Here is a 25104-nt window from a genome sequence, read left to right on the forward strand (position 1 = left end):
ACGAAATGTTGGTGCTCAGCAAATAAATGCAGGGGTAGGTCTACATATGTCCGAATTATCTACAAAACACCCGCTTACTCGAATATTTCAAAGAAACATGACCACCTTGTGACATTTACTACTAATCTTAAGCTTGGGTAAACGTTGTCTCATGTGATGCGCGAAAATGCTCTAGGAAAACCTTTCCCCAAAAACAGCGGGTTTACTTTAGAGATGTAAGTTTCATCCTTTCAATAATAACCCTGAATGGCAGTTATTACATGGCTTGGTGAGTAGTTTTCTCTAGTTGCCTAAGATCTTGAAAGCTGGAGTTTACTGTAGCGCTAAACAATTTTGAAAATTGAGCAGATCCGCAAAAATAGTTAATAGCTCAATTACTTTATATTTAAAAGTGGAAACGTTTACCCTTTCGTGCTTCAATATACTTATTCGAGGCTGTGAAAGCAGTTTGTAAAGGAACTGGATGCATCTAAATTTGCACAGATTTTGGAGAACGTAATGAATAAGGTCTTGGTTACAGGCGGTATGGGCTACATTGGCAGCCACACTTGTGTACAACTGATTAATGCCGGTTTAACTCCCATTATTTTAGACAACCTGTGTAACAGTAAGCGCGAAGTATTATCGCGCATCGAAACCTTAAGTAAGCAACAGCCTGCCTTTTATGAAGGCGATGTTAGAGACCGAGCGGTGCTAGAAAAGATTTTTAGCGAGCACAAAATTGATTCAGTGATTCACTTCGCGGGATTAAAAGCAGTGGGTGAGTCGGTTGAGAAACCTTATGAATACTACGACAACAACGTTAATGGCTCATTAGTACTTATCGATGTTATGCGCAAAGCTGGCGTAAAGAGCATTGTGTTCAGTTCTTCTGCAACAGTATATGGCGAGCCGAGTGTTATGCCCATTGATGAAAACACCCCAACCGGTGATGTTACCAATCCTTATGGTCGCAGCAAGTTTATGGTTGAAGAGTGTTATCGCGATATTCAATTAGCCGCACCAGACTTAAGTGTTACTTTATTACGCTATTTTAATCCAGTAGGCGCTCACCCTAGTGGCTTAATGGGGGAAGATCCCCAAGGTATTCCGAATAACCTAATGCCATTTATTGCTCAAGTTGCCGTTGGGCGAAGAGATAGCTTGTCGGTATTTGGTGATGACTACCCAACGCCAGATGGCACAGGCGTACGTGATTACATTCACGTAATGGATCTCGCCGATGGACACGTTGCTGCCTTAACTAAAATTGGCGAGCAAGCCGGCCTGCATATTTTTAATTTAGGTACTGGTAAAGGTAGCTCGGTACTGGAAATGGTTAAAGCCTTTAGCCAAGCCAGCGGTAAAGAGATCGCTTACCAAATTTGTCCTCGTCGTAATGGTGATATTGCCGAGTGCTGGGCTGCAACCGATAAGGCAGAAAAAGTTTTAGGCTGGAAAGCCACGCGTAGCATTGATGATATGACCGCTGATACCTGGAACTGGCAGTCAAATAATCCCAAGGGCTACGACCAGTAATTGTTTAGAAATAAGGAGCACCCGAGGGTGCTTTTGATGGAGTAAGAAAACCTCATGTTAGACACTAAATTTGACCCTACAGAGCATCCACATCGCCGCTACAACCCGCTAACGGGGCAGTGGATTTTGGTATCTCCGCATCGTGCTAAACGACCTTGGAGTGGTCAAGACGAAACGCCGTCTACCGCCGAGCTTCCAAGTTACGACGAAGGCTGTTTTTTGTGTGCTGGTAATACCCGAATTTCTGGCGATGTTAATCCAGATTACAAAGGGACTTATGTATTTGGGAATGATTTTGCGGCACTAATGACCGACTCGCCAGATGTGCCAAAATCTGCCGATCCTTTGTTTACTAGTATGGAAGCACGCGGGCTTAGCCGAGTAATTTGCTTCTCGCCGGATCACAGTAAAACCCTGCCAGAGCTTTCAGTGCCAGCTATTCGTGGTGTGATTGATACCTGGAATGAGCAGATAGAAGAGCTAGGTCAAGACTACCTATGGGTTCAGGCTTTTGAGAATAAAGGTGAAACCATGGGCTGCTCTCAGCCTCACCCTCATGGCCAGATATGGGCGAATAGCTTTTTACCTAATGAGATTGAGCGTAAGGATAAACACTTACGAGATTACTACCAGCAATATGGCAGCAACCTATTGGTTGACTATGCGACCAAGGAGCAAGCTGATGGCGTCCGCACGGTGGTGGAAACCGAACATTGGTTAGCAGTGGTTCCCTATTGGGCTGCTTGGCCGTTTGAAACCATGTTATTGCCAAAAGCGCATATTCGCCGTATGAGCGAGCTAAGCGATGAGCAGCGCGATGATTTATCATTAGCCATTAAAAAGCTAACTAGCCGTTACGACAATTTATTTAAGTGCTCATTCCCGTATTCAATGGGCTGGCACTATGCACCGTTCTTTAAAGAGGGTGATACTTCTACAGAGCATTGGCAGTTGCATGCCTTGTTTTATCCACCGCTATTACGCAGTGCCAGTGTACGTAAGTTTATGGTGGGCTACGAAATGTTAGCCGAAAGCCAGCGTGATTTAACTGCCGAGCAAGCAGCCGAAAAGCTACGTAACTTAAGTGACGTACATTACAAAGAACAAGATCAGTAAAGGAGCCGTTAATGACTAATCGCCAACAACAACTAATTGATAAGGTTTCGAGTGCCTTTACTGAAATGACCGGTCAGGCACCCGCAAAACTGATTCAAGCACCAGGTCGAGTTAACCTAATTGGTGAACACACCGATTATAACGATGGTTTTGTTTTGCCTTGCGCCATCGACTACCAAGCAGTAGTTGCAGCCGCGCCGCGCACCGACAGCATAGTGCGGGTAGTGTCGGTTGACTATGGTAATCAAGTAAACGAATTCGATATTAGTAAGCCCTTGCTATTTGATGAAAATCTAATGTGGGTTAACTATATCCGTGGGGTTATTTCAGTATTGCTAAAGCAAGGTTTTAGCTTTTCTGGCGCTGATATAGCCGTTAGCGGAAACGTGCCCCAAGGGGCGGGTTTAAGCTCTTCAGCAGCCTTAGAAGTTGTGATTGGCCAAACCTTTAAAACCTTATACAACTTGGATGTATCACAACAGCAACTGGCGCTGATAGGCCAAGAAGCTGAAAACAACTTTGTAGGGTGTAATTGCGGCATCATGGACCAGCTAATATCTGCTGAAGGTGAAGAAAACCATGCCTTGCTTATCGACTGTCGCTCTCTAGACACTAAAGCAGTGGCGATGCCAGAAGAAATGGCTGTAGTGATCATTAATTCCAACAAGAAGCGTGGTTTGGTTGATAGTGAATACAATACTCGCCGCGAACAGTGTGAAGCGGCGGCCAAAGGTTTAGGCTTTAAATCTTTACGTGATGTAAGCGAAGTAGTGTTTGCTGATAACTCGAACAAGCTAGACCCTGTTGTAGCGAAACGCGCTCGCCATGTGATAACAGAAAACGCTCGTACTTTAGCTGCAGCAGATGCACTAAAAGCTAATGACATGGCCAAGCTAAGTGTGCTTATGGAGCAGTCTCATGCCTCTATGCGTGATGATTTTGAAATTACCGTTCCAGAAGTTGATGGGCTGGTGGATATTGTAAAACAAGTCATTGGTGCGGAAGGTGGCGTCAGGATGACTGGCGGCGGTTTTGGTGGCTGTATCGTAGCGCTTATGCCACCGGCGCTTGTGGATGATGTATGCCAAGCCGTGGAGCAAAAGTATCAAGCGCTTACTGGGTTAAAAGAAAGCATTTACGTTTGCAAAGCCATGCCAGGTGCAGGCGCTATTTAAGGCCAAACTGTTAATGTAAAGCCTTGGTGTATTCGAGGCTTTTTGTTTTCAGGCGGGCTAATCAGAACTTGAGAACGGCATAAGCGGATGGCTATTTTAAAACTAGGTATTTGATTGTATTGAACTATGCAATTGAACTATGTAATTCATCTAGCGTATAAGAGATATACATTTGTGGCCCAGCGGCTAAGTGCTAATATCAAGGTCTAGTTAGAGGGAACTCTGACGTAAACCATAGACAGGAAGTCGCCCGAGGGCGGCTTTTTTTGTGCCCTAAGTAAAATACTGACTAAAAAGTTAACAGTGTAGGAAAGTAGCAACAGAAATTGCTTCATGTTCTTGGTTAACGAGTTTTGCTTTAAAGGCACCGGAATATAGAACGAAGAGGTAACAGTATGAAGGGTGTAAGTTTTCACAAACGCGACGCACTATGGATGGCTCATATATTTATCGAAGGAAAGCGCAGGCATTTGGGCTGTTTCAAAAAGCAAGATGAAGCAATCGCAGCACGTAAAGCAGCAGAAAACGAATGTACCAAGGAAGCTGCGTAGCTAATTTGTTAGAAGAAGCTCTTAGCTTAACGAAAACTGAATCTGTCGCAGATAGACAATTGACAAAAGTTAAGGGGCTGGAGCGCATCTTATGTTGTAGATGCTGGCGTCCCCTACAGGATTCGAACCTGTGTCTAAGACTTAGGAGGTCCTTGTTCTATCCAGCTGAACTAAGGGGACGCAAAGTAAGGTGCGCACACTATTACTGCTAATGTGCGGTTTCATTATACTCAGCTTTAAGCTTATGAAAAGCCAAGCCTTACTGTTTGCTTACTAAGTCACCAAGTTGGATGTTGGCAGTCATGCTTGGGTCCACCGCAACCACAATTGCGCTCTCTTGATAAACCTGCTCAATTCTTACCATGCTATCAGCGATGATTTGTTCTTGGCGCGGAATATCCCAGTTGCCCCAATGATAGTTTTGATGGATAAGGCTTAGCAGCATACCTCGGTTAAGCTGGTTTGCTTTACCTAAATTAATTTGCCAGCGATCAGGTCCAAGAACTTTAACAACACTGCCTTGCAGGGGCTGGCAAGCGAGTAGGGCATCTACTTCTGTCACCACTTGTTGCAAGGTAGAATTTACGGTTTCTCCATAGGACGATAACCAAAACTCAGCTGAGTGAGGGGATACCACTTCTCTGGCATCAAATTCCCAAGGCGCATTTACCGAAAAGCGCTTGTTGTATATTTCTTCTAGATCTATGGCGTTGTATACCCTGGCGTTAACCACAAAGTAACGTTGAGGATAGCTAAGGTTAATAAATTTAGGTTTGTGTACTTGGTCTAGCGAAATGTTTTCGATTTCTAAGCCAAGCAGGTATTGCGCGCCATACCGATCGGCAACATCTTTAATGCCCTTGTAGTTATGCTCCCCCGGCTTGTAATAGTTTAAGGGTAACTTTGGTGGGGGTTTTACGTTGAACTGATTGCTCACCTGACGAGCAATGTCGTAGGTTCGTTGTTCAATAGCCGGTGACAATTCTTGTAGTTGGCCAACACGCGCTTGATGCTGTTGCTTTAAGAAGGGAGGGAGTAGCAACATGTTTTTACTATAACCACTGGCTTTACATTGGCTGGTGGCCGGAAAAACGTCGGCTTGTAAGATAATATAGTATTGCTGGCCGTGATTACCTTCATCTAGCACAGTTAAGTTGTGCAACGAGCCTTTCGATACCACTTCAATTTGATCTAGTGTGAGCTGCCCACCAGAGACTTTGCTGATACTGGTAACAGACGCTCCCGAATACAACAATAACTGCTTAACCGCATCTTGTGTGGCTAAACTTTTGGCTTGCTCAAAGTCGTTATTTACGATGGTGGCTTGGCCTTTAGCCTCGTACCATATTGCCTGTGCTGACATGCTAATTAGCAGCCCAGCTATAAGAATTATCTGTTTCATAAGGCCCTCCTATCCCAAGGCAAAGCAATAACCGTACCCAAATAAAACGTTATTTTTTTGACTGGAACAGTTATTGCTAGGAACAGTGGAGTCGGAGGAGATTGATATGCGATATACGACATTACTTATTGTGCTGGTAGCGCTACAAGGATGCAATACCAGTTTACACCATGTTTCAAATTACCCTTATGTAGAGGCGCGCGAGCAGCAAGATGCCGCGTTGTATGTGCATGTAGATAGCTTGTCCAAGCAACTTACCGATGATGTAGACCTAATTGAAACTGATTCTGTTGCCGTGAGCACGGTAGTGGATTTAGATAACTTGCAATCGAGTGATGCGTTTGGGCGGCAAGTGGCAGAGGCAATGTTTGCCGCTTTGTCTAAAGAAGGCGTAAACATGGTAGAGCCGCGCTTAACCGGTAGGTTGCAAATGGACCCTGGTTTTGGCGAGTTCTCTTTGTCTCGAGATGCTGAATTATTGAGAACTGAAATGGAAATCACCTATGTGGTGGTGGGTAGTTTTCAGCGAACTACCTCAGGAAGGCATGTAAATCTGCGTTTAGTTGAATTATCTAGTCAAGCGGTGGTGTCGGCGGCGTATCAATTTATCCCCAATATGGCGGGAGCCACCTCTCCGCGTGTGACTAGTGTAAATGGGAGCTTGCAGCGTCATGAACAAACTGTACTTTAGATCGTGGTTTATTAGTTTAGCGGTATTGCTGTTATTAGCCTGTACGCCAACTACTCAAGTTAAACAAGTTGAATGGACCTATGAACCTCCAGGCGATTTTACCGTGGTTAATGCCGTTGGTTATGCACCTATTAGCCAACAGCGTGGGGCTGACATGAGCGCCAAGCAATTGCGTGCGATGAAAGCCTCTAAATTGGATGCTTATCGTGAGCTTTCTGAACAAGTTTACGGTCAACACATTGATAGCTCGGCAACGGTTAGCGATATGGTGCTTGGCAATGAGCGCTTAGCTGCCTCGGTTGCTGGGGTAATTAGAGGCGCTAAAGTAATTAATGCCTATGCAGTTGACGATGTGTATGTTACTGAGTTGCAACTGGATTTTAGAGAGGTTTATCGTGTTACTATGTCCATGGCGCCAACCCGTCACTTAGAGAGTCAAAAAACCGTTCATTTTTAGTAAAGATTTTACCTTTCTGGCCGATACTTTAAGCGTAATAGACGATTAAGGAAGCGACATGAAAGGTATATCTTTAGTAGCCTTGGCTACTTCAATGCTGGTGGGCTGTTCTAGCTCACCCTCGATGCAGAAGGTCGTGGTGTACGATGGCTCAAAACACCACGCAGCGCATACTCACAATTCCCACTATATGGAAGGTGTCGTTGACGAGAATGGTCAGCTGTATTTAAGCGGAATGCAAAGCCGTTCGCTTCAGCCAGAGGGGCCTGACATGAGCGACCCCGACGTGCAACACTCGCTTACCGATTATGTAAATTTAATGTCGCAACGCTTAGTATCTAGTTCACATTATGTGAATGCAGATACGCCTATTGGCGTGGCGTCTTTTGTCCCTCTAGACAACCTTCGCACTACTGATTTGTTTGGTATGCAACTAGCCGAAAGCTTTGTTTATGAAATGCAGCAAAGCGGCTTTTCTGTGATTGACTACAAAACAACCGGTTTTATCCGCATTACTCAAGAAGGTGATTTTGTATATAGCCGTAACGTAAAAGAGTTATCAAAGCGCTTGCCGATTGAATATTTGTTAGTTGGTACCTTTAGCAAATCAAATCAAGGCATATTGGTGAATGCTCGCATTGTTGGCGCGCAGTCAAAAGTTGTGGTTGCTTCCGCTCAAGAACTTATTCCTAACGAAGTTTACCAAAGCAAAGTGCCTGCTCCGGTTAAGCGAGATGGAGTAATGATTATTGAGTCGCGTAAACAAGCCAGTAAAACTAAGATGCCGACGGGTGAGCGTGGTTAGTTAATTTCGTCTATTACTGTTACAAGCAAAACCCTGGCTTTGGCTGGGGTTTTGTTGTTTTTGAGTTGGTGGTTTATTTAAGCACACTAGCATTGGACCACTAAGCACATGTAGTAGTGTGTTTAGGTTTAGGTTTAGGTTTAGGTTTAGGTTTAGGTAGGGGAGATACTTCAGACAAAGCTAATGTGAGAAGGCCTGTTATCTCAAAACGAAGTGATTTTCTTATTGAAGAACGTTCTAAAGCTTAAGCTTTAAAGCCTTTGCCCATTCGTTGTGAACTGTGCTTTTTACCTAGCTTATCGTAGGTAGAGGCATTTTGGTTTTGCAGCTGATCAATGACCGCGCTTAGCTGCCTGACCTTTTCATTGCTGGCTTTGATTATCTCGCCATTTAACTCATTTCGCTCTTGGCATTGAGCAAGTAAATCTTTGATGGTTTCTACTTGTTGAGCAAACTGGGGATCAGAGTTTAGTTGTTCCTTCTCCGAAGAGGCTGCGATCTCTTCATCAGCACTGGCTATTAGCACCAGTGCTTGCTCTTTTTGTTCGGCGACGGCATAGAGTGCAATGGTGTCGTCTTGTTCAAGAGCTACTTTTTCTTGTTCCAAAAGAGAAAGCAGCAAGGTGAGTTGCTGCTCTTGAGTATTCAGTAGTGGGGCGAACATAGGCTAATTATCCAAGTGCTTTATTAAACTCACTTTCAAAGTCACCCATTTTCTGTGCAACTTTATTGGCATCTACTTGATAAGTACCATCGGCCACCGCTTGCTTAATTGATTCGAGCTTCGAGCTTCTGCTATCTGAATCACTGAGCAAATTCTGCTGAATACGGTTTAGTTGTTGTGCTTCGTTTGTAAGCATAACTGAATCCTGGGCTGCAGCAGAACCAGCGGTTGAACGTTGTTCAGCGCTTTCTTTTGTGCCTTTGTCAGCAACTCGATTTGAGTCTAGTTGACTAGGACGGTTTCCACCTAAGTTGTTAATATTTAAAGCCATAATGGCGCCCCACAGTTAATCAATTTTTCGTATTCAATATAGCTATCGGCTTGCTTTGGTAAAACTTTAGAAAAAATTTAAAGTTTTACGTCAACTAATCCAACTGCCTTTACTCGGCCGGTGACCAGACGCTGAGACTGATTATTTCTAACCCGAATGTTATCACCGATAGTGCCGCTAGATAAAGCGGTTCCTTGGGTTGTTACATTCAGTCCACCTGCGTTTGCAGAGATGGTAACAGCATCACCTTTACAAACTATGCAAATATCGCGCCCAGTTATAATTTGGTCTTTACGCATTGCTCGTCTAAGTTTAGCACCAACTAAGGGGCTTAGCTCAGTGAAGTAGCTCCCGCGTAAGCGGTTCTCTGGCAAAAAGGTCATAGTGAGTTGTGAGTTGGTTAAGGCGGCTCCTTCTTGAATTGGAGAGGCCGCAACCACTACAGCTAGCAAGACTTGTTTACGTACTGGGATATATATGCGCCAGTTTGCTTGCTCATCACAAGTGACTAATACACTAGTATTTCGGCGTATTTCACCATTGGCTAAGCTATAACGATAAGGTGTTGAACAATCTGGAATAGCGACCCGATCATCTAACTGATTAGCGGTAAGCTCAATTTTTTGACTCTTGTCGTAAGTTATTTGCGAACGAACAAAATCTACTGCTGCTTTTTCAAGCTGCGAATGCCGCTCGCTAGTGTGAGCAGTAAGACTAAAACAAAATAATAAGAGTGAAGCAGCAATTTTTATCAACATTTCCTATATGATACCGATAAAGCAAAGTAACAATTGGCTTTTTTGTCTATGCTTAACAAGTCGATGTTAAGCCTTTAGGTGTCAAAAATACGACAATCAAGCAAGATTAAGCGATAGTATACAGGGGTTAAGCAAGGTTAATGCCCCTTTCTAAGGAGTGATAATTATATGGCGGGTATTTTAGATTCGGTAAACCAGCGTACGCAACTAGTTGGGCAGAATCGCTTAGAGTTGTTGTTGTTTAGGTTAAATGGGTCTCAGCGCTACGGCATCAATGTATTTAAAGTAAAAGAAGTTTTACAATGTCCGCCTCTTACCGCGTTGCCTAAACTAAATCCTGTTATCCGTGGTGTAGCGCATATTCGCGGTCAAACCATTTCTGTTATCGATTTAAGTTCAGCCACTGGTGGACGTCCAATTGAAGACGTAACCAAGTGTTTTATTATCATTTCTGAGTACAACCGTTCGGTGCAGGGATTTTTAGTGGGCTCGGTGGAGCGCATTGTAAATATGAATTGGGAAGATATTTTACCGCCGCCAAAAGGCGCAGGTAAGTTCAACTACTTAACAGCGGTTACAGAAGTTGAAAAAGAGCTGGTTTCTATTTTAGATGTGGAAAAAATCCTCGATGAAATTTCTCCAGTAGATACCACCGTAAGTAAAGAGATTGTTGAAGAAGCCGCTGCAAACGTTCAAATAGACAAAAAAGTTTTAGTGGTTGATGATTCTTCCGTAGCGCGTAATCAGGTTAAGCGCGCGGTAACATCGCTAGGCGTAGAGGCCTTACTTTGCCAAGACGGGCGTGAAGCACTAGAGCTGTTAACTACCATGGCCAAAGACGGCCCAATCACCGATCAAATTGCGCTGGTGATTTCCGATATTGAAATGCCAGAAATGGATGGATATACCTTAACGGCTGAAGTGCGCTCTCATCCAGATCTAAAAGGCCTACACATAATTTTGCACACCTCTCTAAGCGGTGTATTTAACCAAGCTATGGTAAATAAAGTTGGCGCTAACGCCTTTATTGCTAAATTTAATCCAGATGAATTAGCTGCTGCTGTTCGTCAATCTTTATAGAGTGTGGATGCATTGAGAACCATAACAGATGATGTGTATAAACAGTTTTGCAGCTTTTTAGAAAAGCAGTGCGGAATTGTTTTAGGTGACAACAAGCAATATTTAGTAAAGAGCCGTTTATCGCCATTAATGGCTCAGTACTCTGTTGCAAGTCTTACCGAGTTAGTCCAAAAATCCATGAGCCTGCGTGAACGTGATTTACGTGCTGCGGTGGTTGATGCAATGACCACCAACGAAACTTTGTGGTTTAGGGATACTTACCCATTTCAGTTGCTCGGTGACAAGCTATTGCCGGAATTCACTAAGTTATCGCGGCCAGTTAAAATTTGGTCAGCGGCTAGCTCTTCGGGTCAAGAACCTTATTCCATTATGATGACCTCGCTAGAGTACCAAGCTAAGCGCCCTGGTACCTTACCCATGGGCGTGCAGGTGGTGGGGACAGATATATCGCCCTCAATGCTGGAGCATTGTAAGCGTGGTGAATATGATACTTTGGCTTTAGCCCGTGGTTTATCGCCAGAACGTAAGCGTCAGTTTTTTGAAGCGACGACGGACGGAAGGTTTAGAGTTAATGACAAAGTACGGAAAAACGTTAGTTTCAGGCCGCTTAACCTCTTAGATAGTTATGCCTTAATGGGTAAGTTCGATATCATTTTTTGTCGCAATGTATTGATTTACTTTAATGCCGATGTGAAATCGAAGATCCTTAACCAGTTTGCTCAAGCCTTAAACCCCAATGGCTATTTAATGCTAGGCGCATCTGAGTCTATTACTGGCTTAACCGATCGTTTTAATATGCTACGTTGCCACCCCGGTATCGTTTATCAATTAAAGTAGGCTTTTTATCAGCGGCAGTAAATGGCAATAGTTGCCGCTTTACTTGCCGCTAGCCCCATCTCCCCGCCTAGGTATTTCGTACCAATACAACTAAGTCCTTTAGTTAGCTGAATAAAAAGCGTCAAAAAAACTCTGGCATAGCTTTTGCTAAATATTCTTCGTGGAAGTGTAACGAGGTGTATATGGCAATAACATTTGATAAAGCATTAGGCGTTCATCAGCATACTGTAGGTGTAAGAGCCCGCCGTTCTGAGGTGATTGCAAGTAATATTGCTAATGCCGATACACCTAACTATAAAGCACGAGATATAGATTTTAATAAAGCATTTGCTGCAGCCAAAAGTAAGCAGGGAGGCGGAATGCATATTACTAATGAGCGCCATATAAGCGGCGGTAACAGCCAGTTTGCCGAGTTAGGCTTTCAAGTACCGGACCAGCCAGATACCGGTGATGGTAATACCGTTGATGTACAGAAAGAGAAAGCCGCATTTATGCAAAATGGCTTGGAATACCAAGCAGGCATTGGTTTTCTTTCTAGTAAATTTAGTGGTTTACGTAATGCAATTAAGGGAGGTCAATAATGAGCTTTTTTAATGTTTTTGATATTTCTGCTTCGGCCATGAAAGCGCAATCAGTGCGCTTAAATACTACGGCTAGTAACCTAGCCAATGCCGACAGTATCAGTTCAAGTATTGATCAAACTTATCGAGCCAGAAAACCGGTGTTTGAGGCCGAGTTAAATAGAGCATCTCAAGCACAGGTTGAATCTGCACAAGTTAAAGTAGCAGGCATTGTTGAGTCGGATGCACCGCTGCGCAAAGAGTATTATCCAGAACACCCAATGGCGAATGAAGAAGGTTATATTTTCAAGCCAAACGTCAACGTTATTGAAGAAATGGCCGACATGATGAGTGCATCACGTTCTTATCAGGCAAATGTTCAAGTAACTGAAGCCGCTAAGCAAATGCTAAATAGCACGCTTAATCTGGGTAAAAGTTAAGGAGTAGCCAGTGTCTACTATTGATCCGTTACAAAGTAATTATTGGCAGCCTGAGTCGGTTGTTCCAGAGAGCAATAATAATCAGTCCTTGGGGCAAGAGGACTTTTTCTCATTGCTTACCACTCAGCTGCAGTATCAAGACCCCAGTAAACCGGTTGATAACGCCGAAATGATCGCTCAAATGGCGAGCTTTCAAACTTCTGAGGGTATTGCTGAGCTTGGTACCAAATTTGACACCATGAACTCGATAATGAATTCATCGGCTGCCTTGCAGGCGTCAACCTTAGTAGGGCAAAAAGTGCTGGTGCCTTTAGATTATGGTCATAACGGCGGCGCTGGATTTGACGGCGTAGCGGTAACTGGTGCAGCAACTACTAATGTAAAAGTTTCGGTCGAAAACGCGGCGGGTGAAGTCGTCAAAGTTATCGACTTAGGTGAGGGAAGCGGCAACATGCCATTCTCTTGGGATGGCACCGATTCTAATGGGAATCCGATGCCAGAAGGTAAGTACAACATTAAAGTTAATGGTGTTCAGGGCGGTAAAGAGATCAGTTTACCCACCGCAACATATGCAAGCGTAGGTAGCGTGAGCTTAGCAGGTGGCACATCTGGCGTAGTCGTCAATTTAGAAGGTTTAGGTGGCATTGCAATGAGCGATGTTCTCGAAGTAGCCAAAGCCTAACAAAGAATAGTAAAACGATAGGAGATTGAGAGATGTCATTTAATATCGCTCTAAGCGGCATCAATGCCTCGCAAAAGGATCTTGACGTAACGGCGAACAATATTGCTAACGTCAACACCATTGGTTTTAAAGAGTCGCGTGCTGAGTTTGCCGATGTGTATGCAACATCGATTTTCTCAAATGCTCGTACCGCTGTGGGTAATGGCGTAAAAACTGCCGATGTTGCTCAACAGTTTCACCAAGGTAGTCTTAACTTTACCCAAAATGCCTTAGATATGGCGATAAGTGGCGAAGGCTTTTTTGTTACGGCGTCAGACCTAACCACCCAAACGCGAGAGTTTACTCGTGCCGGTGCTTTTAAGTTAAACGCTGATAACTTTATTGTTAACTCACAAGGTCAGTACCTGCAAGGTTATACGGTAAACAGCAGTGGTACACCTTCTGCTGTAAGTATGGCGGCAACCAGTGCTATTCAAATTAGTGCTGAAGTAGGTAACCCTACGATGACTAGCCAAGTGGATATGAGTTTTAACTTGCCCTCTAGTGGCACCACTCATGATATTGGCGATTTTGATCCAACCGATAGCAATACCTATACTTCTGCCACATCTGTGACGGTGTATGATTCGCAAGGTGGTTCGCATGTTGCCGAGACCTTCTTTATTAAAGATGACACCACAGCAAATACATGGCACAAGTTGATATACATTGACGGACAACCAGTAGATGTTGCAGGCGGTACAGCAAATACCCCTAATCCAGGTAACGCAAACCCTAACATTCCAGCGTCTGCCACACTGACTTTTGATAACACTGGTGCATTGGCCTCTACCGCGCCACTAATCATTGAAACAGTGCCATTAGGTACTGCTCCACCAAGTGGCCCAGGTGGTGTTTGGGATCCTGTGACAGGTTCTGTAGATCCAACACAAACCATTACCTTTAACTTAAATGGCCCAACTCAATACAACTCAGCTTTTGAAGTATCTAGTTTATCGCAGGATGGTTCTACCGTTGGTAAGTTGACAGGTATTGATATTGGTCCAGATGGCTTGGTTGTGGCTTCATACAGTAACGGTGAGACCACTAACATTGCCAAAGTATCGGTAGCAAAATTTGCCAATAACCAAGGTTTGTCGCAAATTGGCGATACCGCATGGCAACAAACCCAGTTAAGTGGTGAGGCCATTGCCGGTGAAGGTAACTCAGGTACATTTGGTAAAATTAACTCGGCTTCTTTGGAGCAAGCCAACGTTAACTTAACCGAGCAGTTAGTGAATTTGATTAGCGCCCAGCGTAACTTCCAAGCTAACTCTCGAGCTTTAGAAGTTAACTCAACACTACAGCAAACCATTATTCAAATCCGTTAATAGCTGGATATGGTTTAGTCAAAAAGGCAGCCTTGGCTGCCTTTTTATTTCTTTGATTTAATTGCCTTTTTTCTTCCTGTTTTTCTTTTTCTACCTTCTGGCATTCTAATTGCTTTGTTTCCATTGAGTCAGCTAATTGACGTAGGAAATAGACATGGACCAACTACTTTATATATCGATGACCGGTGCAAAACAAAATATGCACTCGCTCGCGGTACGTGGTAATAACCTTGCAAATGCAAATACCACAGGCTTTAAAGCCGACCTAGAGAACGCACGCTCAATGCAGGCTTTTGGTCCTGGCATGCCATCCCGGGTATTCGCAATGACCGAGCGCCCAACGCAAAACTTTACCGATGGTCTATTAAAAACCACAGGTCGAGATTTAGACGTGGCGATTAAAGGTGAAGGTTGGCTTTCGGTTCAAGATAAAGATGGCAATGAAGCACTTTCTCGAAACGGTAACTTTACCATTTCAGCAGCGGGTGTCTTACAAACCATGCAAGGGCAGCCGGTATTGGGCAACCAAGACGCGCCAATTATTATTCCCCTACCTGTTGAAAAGCTAGAGATTAACGAAGATGGCACCATTGAAATTCGTCCAGAAGGTGCGCCTGCCGACGCCTTGGAAGAGGTTAACCGAATTAAGCTAAGTAAACCTTTTGCTGGTGAGTTAACGAAAGGCGATGACGGTTTATTCAGAGCCACCAATGGCCAGCCTTATCAACCCGATGCCACCGTTGAATTGGTGAAGGGAGCACTAGAGGGGAGCAACGTGAACCCGGTGCAAGAAATGACACATATGATCAGCATGCAGCGTCAATTTGAAATGCAAATCAAAATGATGAAAACCGCTGAAGAAAACGAAAAAGCCACTAACAGCTTGTTGCGATTAAGCTAGGTATAAGGAGCGTATTATGCATCCCGCATTATGGATCAGTAAAACTGGCTTAGATGCCCAACAAACTAACGTATCGGTTATTTCAAATAACTTAGCCAATGCCAGTACCGTTGGTTACAAAAAAAGCCGAGCGGTTTTTGAAGACTTGCTTTACCAAACCATTAACCAACCGGGTGGTCGTTCTTCACAGAACACCAACATGCCGTCAGGCCTTATGATTGGTGCTGGTGCTAAAGTTGTCGCCACGCAAAAAAATCATGACCAAGGTAATGTTCAAACCACCGATAATGCCTTTGATTTAATGGTAGATGGCCGCGGTTTCTTCGAAATTTTGATGCCAGACGGCACGACTGCTTATACCCGTAACGGCCAATTTGGTCTTAATGACGAAGGTACCATTGTAACCCCAGGTGCGGGTTATCCCTTACAGCCAGAAATTCAAGTACCAGAAGATGCACAGAGCTTTACCGTAGGTGAAGACGGCGAGGTGAGTGTTCGCTTACCCGGGCAAACCGATAACCAAGTTATTGGTCAGATTACCATCACCGACTTTGTTAATCCGTCAGGCTTAGAGCCTCGTGGACAAAACTTGTATTTAGAAACCGGTGCCAGTGGTGCTCCGCAAAATGGTATTGCATCAGAAAATGGTTTAGGCGCAATCCGCCAAGGTTCTTTAGAAACATCAAACGTGAATGTAACTGAAGAGCTAGTTAACTTAATTGAAGCGCAACGTGTTTATGAGATGAATTCAAAAGTGATTTCAACTGTAGACCAAATGTTGACCTTCGCAACGCAACAATTGTAATCAAAGTTTAGAGAGAGGGATTGCTCATGAATAAACTAATGGTAGTAGCAACCTGTATGGCAATGACTGGTTGTGCCAGTGTAAACACGGCAGTCGTGCCAGATGACCCAGAGTTTGCGCCGATATATCCAGAAGATGTGGCAGTAGAAGCGAGAATTACCGGTTCTTTATTCACAGAAAATGGCGCCAATAATCTGTATTCAGATAAAAAGGCACATCGAGTGGGTGACATTATTGTGGTGAACCTAGCAGAAAGCACTCAAGCCAGTAAATCTGCAAGTAATGAACTTGCTAAAGATAAGAACTTAAATCTAAACCAGATCACGGTACCGGGCGGTGTAGCTACAATTAACGGTAATCCAATAGAACTTGGTTTAAGCCAAAGCAGTGACTTTACTGGTGAAGCCGACGCGGCTCAAAGCAATAGCTTGAACGGTAATATTTCGGTGAACGTGGTACAGGTATTAGCCAACGGAAATCTAATTATTAGCGGTGAGAAATGGCTAATGTTAAACAATGGTAATGAATACATTCGTTTAACTGGGATTATTCGTCCAGAAGATGTTGCACCTGATAACTCAATTACCTCGTTACGTATTGCCAATGCGCGTATTCAATACGGCGGCACCGGTGATTTTGCCAATACCACTAATCAGGGGTGGTTATCTAAATTCTTTAATGGCCCAGCTTGGCCATTCTAAGCCCTGAGTTTTAGGAGTAGTCTTATGTTTAAACGTGGCGTTGTATTATTTAGCATTGGTTTGTGTCTAGTTGCAAACTCGGTGAATGCTGCACGTGTGAAAGACGTGGCAAATGTTGCTGGTGTGCGGGCTAACCAATTAACCGGTTACGGTTTGGTGGTGGGCTTACCGGGTACCGGTGAAAAAAACAGTGATTTTGCAAAGCAGTCTTTTGCCACCATGCTACGTAACTTTGGCATTACTGTTCCTCCAGGCACTAACTTAAAGATTAAGAACGTAGCTCCTGTTGCTGTGCATGCCGAGTTACCAGCCTTTGTTAAACCCGGTCAAACCATTGATATTACGGTGTCTGCCATTGGTGAAGCTAAAAGCTTACGTGGTGGTAGCTTAGTGCAAACCTTCTTAAAAGGTGCTGACGGTGAAGTGTATGCGCTAGCCCAAGGCAGCTTAATTGTTGGTGGGTTTGGCGCAGAAGGGGCCGATGGCTCTAAAGTTATTTCAAATACCCCAACCGTTGGTCGTATTCCAAACGGTGCAATTGTAGAGCGCTCGGTACCATCGCCCTTCATGAGTGGTGATACCATCACCTTTAACCTAAAGCGCTCAGATTTCACAACCGCTAAACGTTTAGCCGATACCATTAATAGTTTAGTGGGGCCAAACACGGCAACACCGATGGATGCCGCATCTGTTCAAGTATTTGCGCCACGTGATCCTGGCCAGAGAGTCGCTTATTTATCAACCTTAGAAAACTTAACCTTTGAACCAGCCTCAGAGTCAGCCAAAATCATCGTTAACTCGCGCACCGGTACCATTGTTATTGGTAAAGACGTTCGGCTATTACCAGCTGCAATTACCCATGGTGGTTTAACCGTCAAAATCTCTGAAACACCGCTCATTTCTCAGCCTAATCCCTTTTCTGATGGTGAAACAGTGGAAACCACGGTTAGTACCATTGAAGCGACCGAGGAAGACTCAAGAATGTTTAACTTCGACCCTGGTGCATCGCTTGATGATTTAGTGAGGGCGGTGAATAGAGTAGGGGTTGCGCCGGGTGATTTGGTTTCTATTTTAGAAGCTTTAAAGCAAGCCGGTGCGATTCAAGGCGAGTTGTTGGTGATTTAACATGGCAATGGACGCAGTCAAACAGTCAGCAAACTATCACGATTTAGCCAGTTTAGACGAGCTAAGAAGTGCTGCTCAAAAAGATCCGAACAAGGCGCTCAAACAAGTAGCCAGCCAGTTTGAATCTCTGTTTATGCAGATGTTGATGAAACAGATGCGTAAGAGTAATGAGTTGTTTGAAAGCGATACGCCATTAAATAACCGCCACACCCAAACTTATCGAGACATGCATGATAACCAAATGGCACTGGAATTATCGTCGTCTGGTGCGCTTGGGCTTGCTGATTTAATTGTTGCTCAACTTGATCCTGCCGCCGCCAATGTTACCCCTGCATCTGTATTGCGTGGTGGTCAAAATATTGATCTTCAACAGCGTTCTTTAAATGCATCTGATACAACTGGCAAGAATATTGCTGAATCGACTAGTGTAACGGCCGCAAGTAGCAAAACTTTAGAAAAAGATACCGCGAGCCTTGCAGTTAGTGAAAAAACAGAGGAAGCGGCGGCAATAAGTCGGCAAGGTTTTGCCTCTCCTGGAGAGTTTATACAAGCAATTTTGCCTGTCGCCAAAAAATGGGCCGCTGACAAAGGCATTGAGCCCATGGCGATTGTTGCACAGGCTGCACTTGAATCAGGTTGGGGTAAAAAGGTTATCACTAATAGTGATGGTTCAAGTAGCCACAATCTATTTGGGATAAAAGCGGATAGTCGCTGGCAAGGAGATAAAGCAGTTGTGAACACTTTAGAGTATAGAAATGGGCAAGCCAATCAGGAGCGAGCAGCCTTCCGCTCATATGACTCATTTGAAGAAAGTGTGAAAGACTACTTGTCGTTTGTAGAAGGACCGCGATACCAACAAGCTTTGGCAAATGGCATGGATGCGAAGCAGTATGCTAAAGAGCTACAAGCCGCTGGTTACGCCACCGATCCTCAATACGCCAACAAGATTGGCCAGATTTTAGATGGCAAACATTTTGCGGAATTTAGCCAACAATCGGTTGAAGGGGAGTAATTAAGCTATGGCAATGAATGACCTACTCACTATTGGTTCTTCTGGGGTTGCTGCGCATCAACGTTTATTGATGACAACTGGTAATAACATTGCCAATGTGAATACTCCTGGTTACAGCTTACAGCGCACCTTTTATACAGCCGATACTTTAGGCGGCGTTCGCGAAGGTTACACCGAGCGAGTATTAAATGGTTTTGCCCAAGCGCAAATGTTTCGTGATACTTCTACCTATGCAAACCGCAATGCTTACTTAGAATCGGTAAGCCATATCGATGCAATTCTTAGTGATGACTCACTATCTTTAAGCAGTAAGTTTGACGATACTTTTACCCAGTTACACGCAACAACTGACAACCCAACGGCTCTTTCTACGCGCGAGTTGGCATTGTCTCAGTTTCATGCTTTAACAGATCGTTACCGAACCTTAACTGAACAGTACCAAGTTCAAGAGAAAAACATTAGCCAAGATATTATCGAAAAGGCTGATGAAGCCAATGCACTAATTTCCAACATAGCAGAAATTAACAAAGAAATTATCGCAGCTGGTGGCAGCCCGCTCGATGGCAATAATGCAATTCTGTCTGACAAACGCGATCAGGCCATTAAAGAGCTAGCCGAGTTAATTGATATAAACACCATTGTTCAAGATGATGGTTCAACTCTGGTGTTTATGCGCTCAGGCCAAGCCTTGGTATTGCAAGATGACCATACCAAGTTAGCCATTGTTGATGGCGACCCAGATAGTACTCAAAAAGAAATGACGCTGAGTTTGGCTGGCTCTACTCGCATTATTGGACGTGATGATATCGGCGGTACCATTGGTGGATTGATGGAATACCGTAAAACCACCTTAGATACCAGCCGTAACCAATTGGGTCAGTTGTCGATTGCAATGACAGATGCCTTCAATACTCAAAACCGATTGGGAATGGATTTAAACGGCGATATTGGTGGTGATATTTTCACCTTGCCAACTTTTAACGGAAAAGAATTCTCGACTAATACCACTGCAGGCACCATTAGCGGAAGCTTTATTGCTGGTAGCGGTAGTGAAGTAACGCCTTTTGACTATCGAGTGACTTTTACCTCTGCAACCACTTTTGAAGTACAACGCTATGATGGTGACCAGCCTATTGAGGCGGCAATTGCAGGGACAATTCCACCTACCAACTTTCAGCTTGATGGTATGGATTGGGATTTCTCATCAGGTCCATTTGCGGCTGGTGATAAACACCTTATTCAACCAACACGTGATGCTGCTGCGTCAATGACGGTAAGCATGAGTCAGCCAGAGAAATTAGCCTTAGCGTCACCAATACGTGTTGAACGCGAACTTGATAACCGTGGGAATGCAACGGTTTCCATTGATTCTATTTACGATACTGACCCCGCGACTTCAGATTTCACTTTACCTGGCGGCTATGATGTCAACGGCCCTGCTGAGGTGCGTATAAGCGCAACAGGAGATTATGAAATCTATAACGGCTTAGGCGCGTTAATGGCCACTGCGCCAGCAGCAAGTGCCGGTCAGCAGTTGTTTGCCAATGCTGTGCCAGCTTTAACGCCCGGTTATGAAATTAATATTGATGGTGACGTGCAAGAAGGTGACGTTTTCACTATGGGCTACAACACTGATGGTTTTAACGACAACTACAATGCCCTACGCTTAATTGACTTACAGCAAGAAGATTTAGTACGAAAGAGTTTAGCCACCGGTGGCGACAACAAAATGACGATGAACGATGCTTATTCCAGTGTAGTGAGTTTTGTTGGTGGTAAAACAAGTGAGGCGAGGGTATCGGTATCTGCTGCAAACTCTTTACTTGAGCAAAGTACCCAACGACATAATTCGATTTCTGGCGTCAATCTAGATGAAGAAGCCTCTAACCTGATTCGTTTTCAACAGGCTTATGCTGCATCTGCCCAGGTGATTAGTGCTGCACAAGAAACTTTTCAAACTATATTAAACTCAGTGAGGTAATTGATTATGCGAGTATCCAGTATTAACTTGTATCAAAGCTCACTAAACGGCGTGCTTAATTCTCAGCAACAAGTTGAGAAGATGAACCAACACCTTATTACCAATAAAAAGTTGCTAACTGCTGCCGATGGTCCATCAGACATGAGCAAAACCATGTTTTTGACCACCGAAATCACTTTGACTGAGCAGCATCTTAAAAATGGTACTTTGCTTGAGAACGCACTTAATTTTGAAGAGTCAACCTTAGATGGTATGGTTACCGCGATGCAGCGAGCTCGTGTACTGGGAGTTCAGTCTGGTGATGGTATTAATGGTGAAACTGAGCGTGCTTCGTTAGCACAAGAGTTACGTCAGATCCAAAACCAAGTGCTAGATTTTATGAATAGTCAAAACGCTGATGGTAGCTATGTATTTTCGGGCTTTCAAACTCAAAAGCAACCTTATGTTTATGATGGTGTTGATTATAATTACCAGGGTGATGCGGGAGTTAATGAATTAAAAGTATCTTCATCAGTATATATTCAAAGTAATGATACAGGGCAGGAAGTTTTTGATAATGTGTTTAAACGTTTTAAAACTAATGACCTTACTCCAAACGTTACCTCTATAGTTAATGACCAAAGAGCTTATGATAGCTTTCACAAATTAAGTTATGACCCTATCACTCCGGTTAACAATATTTATCAAGTACAAACTACCGCTGGTGTCCCAGATACTTATGAAATTTTAGATAATGGTGGCGCGTCTTTAGTTCCTCCAGTTACCGGAAACTATGTACCCAATGAACCTATAAACTTCAATGGGCTTGAAATTACCGTTACAACCGCAGCAGGTAGTGCCAACGAATCATTTGAATTAGCTCCACCAGAAAAAGACAATGTTTTAAATATGTTGTCAGATTTTATTATTGCCTTAGAAGACCCTAGTTTAGTGGAAAGTGAATTTATTGAGGCTCAGTCTGATTTCTTGGTAGGTATAGATAACTCGTTGGAAAGTGTTAACCTTACTTTAGGATCCCTTGGTGCGAGGGGGAATTCTTTGGACTCAGTTCGCTCAGCTGCAGCTTCTATGGACGTGATTAATCAGCAATCAAGAGCAAGCCTCAGCGAGGTTGATTTCGCTGAGGCAGTAAGCAACCTACAAAAAGCAGAGCTAGCGTTAAACACCTCATATTCTTCTTATAGTCGCATTAGCCAACTATCGTTATTTAATTACTTATAAAGCGTTAAAGTTTATTTCAACTCGGCCGTTATAAAGGTTGCTTCAATATTGAAGCAACCTTTTTTGTTTTAAATGTTTAGGGTGTCTAAATAAAATTAAAATAAATGCTAAAGAATATTGAAGTGCTGCCGTTATATAGGGTAAGTCAGAAACAAAAAAATAACTGACAACTAATAAAACCTATAAATGGTTAATATATAGATAGGAGAAATATCATGGCTTTATACGTAAACACTAATGTGTCATCAATTAACGCACAGCGTCAACTTTACAACTCAGGTATTGGTCTAGATACATCGTTTCAGCGTTTATCATCAGGTTTGCGTATTAATAGCGCCAAGGATGATGCGGCAGGCCTACAAATATCAAACCGCTTTACCACCCAAATTCAGGGTCTGGACCGTGCGGTAATGAACGCCCAAGATGGGATTTCAGTTGCGCAAACTGCTGAAGGTGCGATGGATGAAGTAACCAACATGCTACAACGTATGCGCGTACTGGCAATCCAATCACAAGACGGTGTTAACAACTCCGACGACCGCACAGCTTTGCAAGCGGAAGTAAGCCAGCTTAAAGCTGAGATCAGTCGGGTTGGTACAACTACTAAGTTTGGTGGAATTCAATTGCTTGATGGTTCTTACAGTGCAAACTTCTTGGTAGGTGCAAATGCTGGTGAGAATATCCAAGTCTCTATTGCGACTTCAGTAACTCAAACTGGTCTTGGTATTGCGGCTATCTCTGTAACCTCCGCTGCCGGGGCAAGTGGTTCCATGGCAGCTATTGACTCTGCTCTTAAAGTCATTGATGAAGAGCGGGCAAACCTTGGTGCGGTGCAAAACCGTTTCCAATCTACCATTCGCAACTTGTCTAATATTTCTGAAAATGTAACCGCAGCACGTTCGCGTATTAAAGATACGGACTTTGCCAAAGAAACTGCTGAATTGACGCGTAACCAGATTCTACAGCAGACTTCGACAACTATTTTGGCTCAAGCCAACCAGCGTCCTCAGGCTGCACTATCTCTACTTGGATAATATAAAAAAAGAAAGGACGGTGGGGGTTCAATCCACCGTCCTCAGACTGCAGTAGCGCTATTAGTACTCTTAGGAGGCTCAATTCCATACCAATAATAAGTAGCGCTTTAGTTTCGCTCTCAATCTCCTATCGTTTCGAGCGATACGGTCAAGTGATGCATACTCACTTGGCCTTTTTTTCGCAGCGGTTCAGACTGCAAGGGTAATAAAGCAATGTACGTGCCAAAAATTAACAGCAATAATTTGACGTTCAATTATTGCTCAATGATTACAAATGTATCGTTTTTTAGCTGAGTTTAGAAGTTTTTTCTGGTCCCTGAAGCCCGTGTTTACAAGGCTTGCCGTAAATGCGGCAAAAAAATTCCGATTTTTTCCTCTTTTTTTCTAAAGCTTTCCCCCCCCTTGCCGCTAACAAATATGAAGTTAATAAAACTTTGGTCCATTTTTAAGTTGTCTTGATTTACGGTTCATGAATCAGGGGTTCAACAACTAACAAATGGTTTAGGTCGTCCTGACACAGTTCAATCAGGATGAGCGATTTCTTAGGAGGCTCAAATTATGGCATTAGTTGTCAACACCAATGTGTCGTCATTGAACGCACAGCGCCAGTTATACAATTCTGGTAATTCTTTAGATACTGCCTATCAGCGTTTAAGTTCTGGTTTCAGAATTAACAGTGCAAAAGATGATGCAGCAGGTCTACAAATTTCTAATCGCATGACATCGCAAATCCAAGGTTTGGATCGTGCGGTTATGAATGCACAAGACGGTATCTCTGTTGCACAAACTGCTGAAGGCGCAATGGATGAAGTAACCAATATGCTTCAACGTATGCGCGTTCTCGCTGTTCAATCACAAGATGGTGTAAACAACAGTGATGATCGCGCAGCACTTCAATCTGAAGTGAGTCAATTAAAAGCAGAAATCACTCGTGTTGGTGATACCACCAACTTTGGGGGAACTAAGCTTCTAGATGGTGCCTACAGTGCTGACTTCTTGGTAGGTGCGAATGCTGGTGAGAAAATCAATGTAGCGATCAATACCACTATTACTGCCGGTGGACTAGGCGTAAGCGGTATCAGCGTATCTTCTGCTGGTGGTGCTTCTGCAGCGATGGCCGCAATTGACTCTGCTTTGAAGTCGGTGGATTCGGAACGTGCTAACTTAGGTGCATTGCAAAACCGTTTCCAATCTACGATTCGCAACTTGTCGAACATTTCAGAGAATGTTAGCGGTGCACGCTCGCGAATTAAAGATACTGACTTTGCTAAAGAAACCGCTGAGTTAACGAAATCTCAGATTCTTCAACAAACCAGTACTTCGATTCTTGCTCAAGCAAACCAACGCCCACAGGCTGCGTTAGCTCTAGTTTAATCGTTAATAATAGTGAAGAAAGACGCAGCCACACTTATACTAATAAGTGTGGCTTGCTTTGTTTAAGGAGTCTGGTTTATGGATAGCAATGTTAGCTCAATAGCTGCTTCTAACCTCACAACTAGTTTATCTGGTGGTCAGAAGCAAAAAGTAAGTGCCGCTGACAAGATGGAAGTGGCACAGTTATCGCTTCAAAAAGAACAAGAAAAGATCAAAGCTGAGCAAGAAGCTAAGCAGCAAGAACGACAAACCGAAGACAAGTCTCAGGTGGAAGATGTTGTTGCATCGCTTAACCAATTGCTCGAAGTTCAAGATCGCGATGTAAAGTTTGTTGTGGATGAGCGTGACGGTCAATTTTTTACTTCAGTGCTTAACAGAAGCACAGATGAGTTGATTAGAGAAATTCCTACGGAAGAGTACCGTCAACTGGAAGAGAGATTAAAAAAGTTTCAGGATGCGATAGGGCAAACAACAGGTTTGTTTGTTGATCAAATAGTTTAGTGTTGAGTGAGT

At 43.6% G+C, this 25104-nt stretch carries 27 protein-coding genes and 1 tRNA gene; 22 read left to right on the forward strand and 6 right to left on the reverse strand.

Annotated elements, in window-relative coordinates; all coding sequences use genetic code 11:
- Nucleotides 1-498: 498 nt before the first annotated feature.
- Genes galE through galK form a run of 3 tightly spaced genes read left to right on the forward strand, consistent with a single transcriptional unit; the run spans nt 499 to nt 3809 of the window.
- On the forward strand, nt 499-1518 hold the full coding sequence (galE, locus tag G6R11_RS04080; protein WP_163131704.1) for a UDP-glucose 4-epimerase GalE: 1020 nt from the start codon (nt 499-501) through the stop codon (nt 1516-1518).
- 54 nt (nt 1519-1572) lie between these two features.
- Nucleotides 1573-2634, forward strand: coding sequence for a UDP-glucose--hexose-1-phosphate uridylyltransferase (locus G6R11_RS04085; RefSeq protein WP_163131706.1), 1062 nt, complete (start codon nt 1573-1575; stop codon nt 2632-2634).
- Nucleotides 2635-2645: 11 nt separating this feature from the next.
- Nucleotides 2646-3809: a galactokinase gene (galK, locus tag G6R11_RS04090; protein WP_163131708.1), complete on the forward strand. Its 1164-nt coding sequence runs from the start codon at nt 2646-2648 to the stop codon at nt 3807-3809.
- A gap of 655 nt (nt 3810-4464) precedes the next feature.
- Here galK and G6R11_RS04095 read toward each other — a convergent pair.
- Nucleotides 4465-4540, reverse strand: a tRNA-Arg gene (locus G6R11_RS04095).
- Nucleotides 4541-4619: 79 nt separating this feature from the next.
- Complete coding sequence (locus G6R11_RS04100) at nt 4620-5762, reverse strand: flagellar assembly protein T N-terminal domain-containing protein (protein ID WP_163131710.1); 1143 nt, start codon at nt 5760-5762, stop codon at nt 4620-4622.
- A 106-nt stretch (nt 5763-5868) separates the two neighbouring features.
- Here G6R11_RS04100 and G6R11_RS04105 point away from each other — a divergent pair, with 106 nt between their 5' ends.
- From G6R11_RS04105 to G6R11_RS04115, 3 genes are read left to right on the forward strand one after another with little or no spacing between them, the layout of a single operon-like run.
- Entirely contained in the window at nt 5869-6453 is a 585-nt protein-coding gene (locus G6R11_RS04105) for a FlgO family outer membrane protein (RefSeq protein ID WP_163131712.1), read from the forward strand.
- Nucleotides 6434-6910: an LPP20 family lipoprotein gene (locus G6R11_RS04110; protein ID WP_163131714.1), complete on the forward strand. Its 477-nt coding sequence runs from the start codon at nt 6434-6436 to the stop codon at nt 6908-6910. Before G6R11_RS04105 ends, G6R11_RS04110 begins: the two co-directional genes overlap by 20 nt.
- Nucleotides 6911-6968: 58 nt before the next feature.
- Complete coding sequence (locus G6R11_RS04115) at nt 6969-7715, forward strand: FlgO family outer membrane protein (RefSeq protein ID WP_163131715.1); 747 nt, start codon at nt 6969-6971, stop codon at nt 7713-7715.
- 244 nt (nt 7716-7959) lie between these two features.
- Here the strand turns inward: G6R11_RS04115 and flgN are convergent, their stop codons facing one another.
- From flgN to flgA, 3 genes are all read right to left on the reverse strand, one after another.
- On the reverse strand, nt 7960-8379 hold the full coding sequence (gene flgN, locus G6R11_RS04120; RefSeq protein WP_163131716.1) for a flagellar export chaperone FlgN: 420 nt from the start codon (nt 8377-8379) through the stop codon (nt 7960-7962).
- A 7-nt stretch (nt 8380-8386) separates the two neighbouring features.
- On the reverse strand, nt 8387-8710 hold the full coding sequence (flgM, locus tag G6R11_RS04125; protein ID WP_016402483.1) for a flagellar biosynthesis anti-sigma factor FlgM: 324 nt from the start codon (nt 8708-8710) through the stop codon (nt 8387-8389).
- Nucleotides 8711-8787: 77 nt separating this feature from the next.
- On the reverse strand, nt 8788-9468 hold the full coding sequence (gene flgA, locus G6R11_RS04130; RefSeq protein ID WP_163131717.1) for a flagellar basal body P-ring formation chaperone FlgA: 681 nt from the start codon (nt 9466-9468) through the stop codon (nt 8788-8790).
- A 168-nt stretch (nt 9469-9636) separates the two neighbouring features.
- Here flgA and G6R11_RS04135 point away from each other — a divergent pair, with 168 nt between their 5' ends.
- The 6 genes from G6R11_RS04135 to flgE all read left to right on the forward strand — a co-directional run bounded on the left by G6R11_RS04135 (nt 9637) and on the right by flgE (nt 14437).
- The gene (locus tag G6R11_RS04135; RefSeq protein ID WP_016402481.1) at nt 9637-10548 is read left to right on the forward strand and encodes a chemotaxis protein CheV; all 912 of its coding nucleotides are present in this window, start codon (nt 9637-9639) and stop codon (nt 10546-10548) included.
- Nucleotides 10549-10560: 12 nt separating this feature from the next.
- A complete protein-coding gene (locus tag G6R11_RS04140; RefSeq protein ID WP_163131718.1) occupies nt 10561-11385 on the forward strand; it encodes a protein-glutamate O-methyltransferase CheR in 825 nt (274 codons plus the stop codon).
- 182 nt (nt 11386-11567) lie between these two features.
- Nucleotides 11568-11966: a flagellar basal body rod protein FlgB gene (flgB, locus tag G6R11_RS04145; RefSeq protein ID WP_163131719.1), complete on the forward strand. Its 399-nt coding sequence runs from the start codon at nt 11568-11570 to the stop codon at nt 11964-11966.
- A complete protein-coding gene (gene flgC, locus G6R11_RS04150; protein WP_163131720.1) occupies nt 11966-12385 on the forward strand; it encodes a flagellar basal body rod protein FlgC in 420 nt (139 codons plus the stop codon). Before flgB ends, flgC begins: the two co-directional genes overlap by 1 nt.
- Nucleotides 12386-12395: 10 nt before the next feature.
- Nucleotides 12396-13067 (forward strand): flagellar hook assembly protein FlgD, encoded by a 672-nt coding sequence (locus G6R11_RS04155; RefSeq protein ID WP_163131722.1) that lies wholly within the window; start codon nt 12396-12398, stop codon nt 13065-13067.
- Between the two features lie 32 nt (nt 13068-13099).
- Complete coding sequence (gene flgE, locus G6R11_RS04160; protein WP_163131724.1) at nt 13100-14437, forward strand: flagellar hook protein FlgE; 1338 nt, start codon at nt 13100-13102, stop codon at nt 14435-14437.
- Here the strand turns inward: flgE and G6R11_RS04165 are convergent.
- Nucleotides 14421-14561, reverse strand: a complete 141-nt coding sequence (locus tag G6R11_RS04165) for a hypothetical protein (protein ID WP_163131725.1) — start codon at nt 14559-14561, stop codon at nt 14421-14423. The genes flgE and G6R11_RS04165 overlap by 17 nt on opposite strands.
- A 30-nt stretch (nt 14562-14591) precedes the next feature.
- Between G6R11_RS04165 and flgF the strand changes: the two genes are divergently transcribed.
- The 10 genes from flgF (at nt 14592) to G6R11_RS04215 (ending at nt 25092) form a co-directional block, all read left to right on the forward strand.
- Nucleotides 14592-15338 carry a flagellar basal-body rod protein FlgF gene (gene flgF / locus G6R11_RS04170; protein WP_163131726.1) on the forward strand — a complete coding sequence of 249 codons (747 nt, stop codon included), beginning with the start codon at nt 14592-14594 and terminating at the stop codon, nt 15336-15338.
- 16 nt (nt 15339-15354) lie between these two features.
- Nucleotides 15355-16143, forward strand: a complete 789-nt coding sequence (flgG, locus tag G6R11_RS04175; protein ID WP_163131728.1) for a flagellar basal-body rod protein FlgG — start codon at nt 15355-15357, stop codon at nt 16141-16143.
- 26 nt (nt 16144-16169) lie between these two features.
- Nucleotides 16170-16844, forward strand: coding sequence for a flagellar basal body L-ring protein FlgH (gene flgH, locus G6R11_RS04180; protein ID WP_163131730.1), 675 nt, complete (start codon nt 16170-16172; stop codon nt 16842-16844).
- A 24-nt stretch (nt 16845-16868) separates the two neighbouring features.
- Nucleotides 16869-17969: a flagellar basal body P-ring protein FlgI gene (locus G6R11_RS04185; protein WP_163131732.1), complete on the forward strand. Its 1101-nt coding sequence runs from the start codon at nt 16869-16871 to the stop codon at nt 17967-17969.
- Nucleotides 17970-17976: 7 nt separating this feature from the next.
- Nucleotides 17977-18981: a flagellar assembly peptidoglycan hydrolase FlgJ gene (gene flgJ / locus G6R11_RS04190; RefSeq protein ID WP_163131734.1), complete on the forward strand. Its 1005-nt coding sequence runs from the start codon at nt 17977-17979 to the stop codon at nt 18979-18981.
- Nucleotides 18982-18988: 7 nt separating this feature from the next.
- Nucleotides 18989-20962 (forward strand): flagellar hook-associated protein FlgK, encoded by a 1974-nt coding sequence (gene flgK / locus G6R11_RS04195; protein ID WP_163131736.1) that lies wholly within the window; start codon nt 18989-18991, stop codon nt 20960-20962.
- Nucleotides 20963-20968: 6 nt separating this feature from the next.
- Nucleotides 20969-22183 carry a flagellar hook-associated protein FlgL gene (gene flgL, locus G6R11_RS04200; RefSeq protein ID WP_240352395.1) on the forward strand — a complete coding sequence of 405 codons (1215 nt, stop codon included), beginning with the start codon at nt 20969-20971 and terminating at the stop codon, nt 22181-22183.
- A 215-nt stretch (nt 22184-22398) separates the two neighbouring features.
- Nucleotides 22399-23217, forward strand: a complete 819-nt coding sequence (locus G6R11_RS04205; protein WP_163131739.1) for a flagellin — start codon at nt 22399-22401, stop codon at nt 23215-23217.
- A gap of 558 nt (nt 23218-23775) precedes the next feature.
- A complete protein-coding gene (locus tag G6R11_RS04210) occupies nt 23776-24591 on the forward strand; it encodes a flagellin (RefSeq protein WP_163131740.1) in 816 nt (271 codons plus the stop codon).
- A gap of 78 nt (nt 24592-24669) precedes the next feature.
- A complete protein-coding gene (locus tag G6R11_RS04215) occupies nt 24670-25092 on the forward strand; it encodes a flagellar protein FlaG (protein WP_163131742.1) in 423 nt (140 codons plus the stop codon).
- The last annotated feature ends 12 nt before the right edge of the window (nt 25093-25104 follow it).

The sequence above is a fragment of the Agarivorans sp. Alg241-V36 genome, assembly GCF_900537085.1.
Lineage (GTDB): Bacteria > Pseudomonadota > Gammaproteobacteria > Enterobacterales > Celerinatantimonadaceae > Agarivorans.

What these genes read in the sequence shown, in the direction of transcription:
- flgE (WP_163131724.1), top strand. Translation starts at nt 13,100, where the DNA reads ATGTCATTTAATATCGCTCTAAGCGGCATCAATGCCTCGCAAAAGGAT.
- flgB (WP_163131719.1), top strand. Translation starts at nt 11,568, where the DNA reads ATGGCAATAACATTTGATAAAGCATTAGGCGTTCATCAGCATACTGTA.
- G6R11_RS04085 (WP_163131706.1), top strand. Translation starts at nt 1,573, where the DNA reads ATGTTAGACACTAAATTTGACCCTACAGAGCATCCACATCGCCGCTAC.
- flgM (WP_016402483.1), bottom strand. Translation starts at nt 8,710, where the DNA reads ATGGCTTTAAATATTAACAACTTAGGTGGAAACCGTCCTAGTCAACTA.
- G6R11_RS04185 (WP_163131732.1), top strand. Translation starts at nt 16,869, where the DNA reads ATGTTTAAACGTGGCGTTGTATTATTTAGCATTGGTTTGTGTCTAGTT.
- G6R11_RS04210 (WP_163131740.1), top strand. Translation starts at nt 23,776, where the DNA reads ATGGCATTAGTTGTCAACACCAATGTGTCGTCATTGAACGCACAGCGC.
- flgJ (WP_163131734.1), top strand. Translation starts at nt 17,977, where the DNA reads ATGGACGCAGTCAAACAGTCAGCAAACTATCACGATTTAGCCAGTTTA.
- G6R11_RS04115 (WP_163131715.1), top strand. Translation starts at nt 6,969, where the DNA reads ATGAAAGGTATATCTTTAGTAGCCTTGGCTACTTCAATGCTGGTGGGC.
- G6R11_RS04135 (WP_016402481.1), top strand. Translation starts at nt 9,637, where the DNA reads ATGGCGGGTATTTTAGATTCGGTAAACCAGCGTACGCAACTAGTTGGG.
- flgH (WP_163131730.1), top strand. Translation starts at nt 16,170, where the DNA reads ATGAATAAACTAATGGTAGTAGCAACCTGTATGGCAATGACTGGTTGT.
- G6R11_RS04205 (WP_163131739.1), top strand. Translation starts at nt 22,399, where the DNA reads ATGGCTTTATACGTAAACACTAATGTGTCATCAATTAACGCACAGCGT.
- G6R11_RS04215 (WP_163131742.1), top strand. Translation starts at nt 24,670, where the DNA reads ATGGATAGCAATGTTAGCTCAATAGCTGCTTCTAACCTCACAACTAGT.
- galK (WP_163131708.1), top strand. Translation starts at nt 2,646, where the DNA reads ATGACTAATCGCCAACAACAACTAATTGATAAGGTTTCGAGTGCCTTT.
- flgC (WP_163131720.1), top strand. Translation starts at nt 11,966, where the DNA reads ATGAGCTTTTTTAATGTTTTTGATATTTCTGCTTCGGCCATGAAAGCG.
- flgL (WP_240352395.1), top strand. Translation starts at nt 20,969, where the DNA reads ATGCGAGTATCCAGTATTAACTTGTATCAAAGCTCACTAAACGGCGTG.
- flgG (WP_163131728.1), top strand. Translation starts at nt 15,355, where the DNA reads ATGCATCCCGCATTATGGATCAGTAAAACTGGCTTAGATGCCCAACAA.
- flgA (WP_163131717.1), bottom strand. Translation starts at nt 9,468, where the DNA reads ATGTTGATAAAAATTGCTGCTTCACTCTTATTATTTTGTTTTAGTCTT.
- flgF (WP_163131726.1), top strand. Translation starts at nt 14,592, where the DNA reads ATGGACCAACTACTTTATATATCGATGACCGGTGCAAAACAAAATATG.
- G6R11_RS04165 (WP_163131725.1), bottom strand. Translation starts at nt 14,561, where the DNA reads ATGGAAACAAAGCAATTAGAATGCCAGAAGGTAGAAAAAGAAAAACAG.
- galE (WP_163131704.1), top strand. Translation starts at nt 499, where the DNA reads ATGAATAAGGTCTTGGTTACAGGCGGTATGGGCTACATTGGCAGCCAC.
- flgK (WP_163131736.1), top strand. Translation starts at nt 18,989, where the DNA reads ATGGCAATGAATGACCTACTCACTATTGGTTCTTCTGGGGTTGCTGCG.
- G6R11_RS04100 (WP_163131710.1), bottom strand. Translation starts at nt 5,762, where the DNA reads ATGAAACAGATAATTCTTATAGCTGGGCTGCTAATTAGCATGTCAGCA.
- G6R11_RS04105 (WP_163131712.1), top strand. Translation starts at nt 5,869, where the DNA reads ATGCGATATACGACATTACTTATTGTGCTGGTAGCGCTACAAGGATGC.
- flgN (WP_163131716.1), bottom strand. Translation starts at nt 8,379, where the DNA reads ATGTTCGCCCCACTACTGAATACTCAAGAGCAGCAACTCACCTTGCTG.
- G6R11_RS04110 (WP_163131714.1), top strand. Translation starts at nt 6,434, where the DNA reads ATGAACAAACTGTACTTTAGATCGTGGTTTATTAGTTTAGCGGTATTG.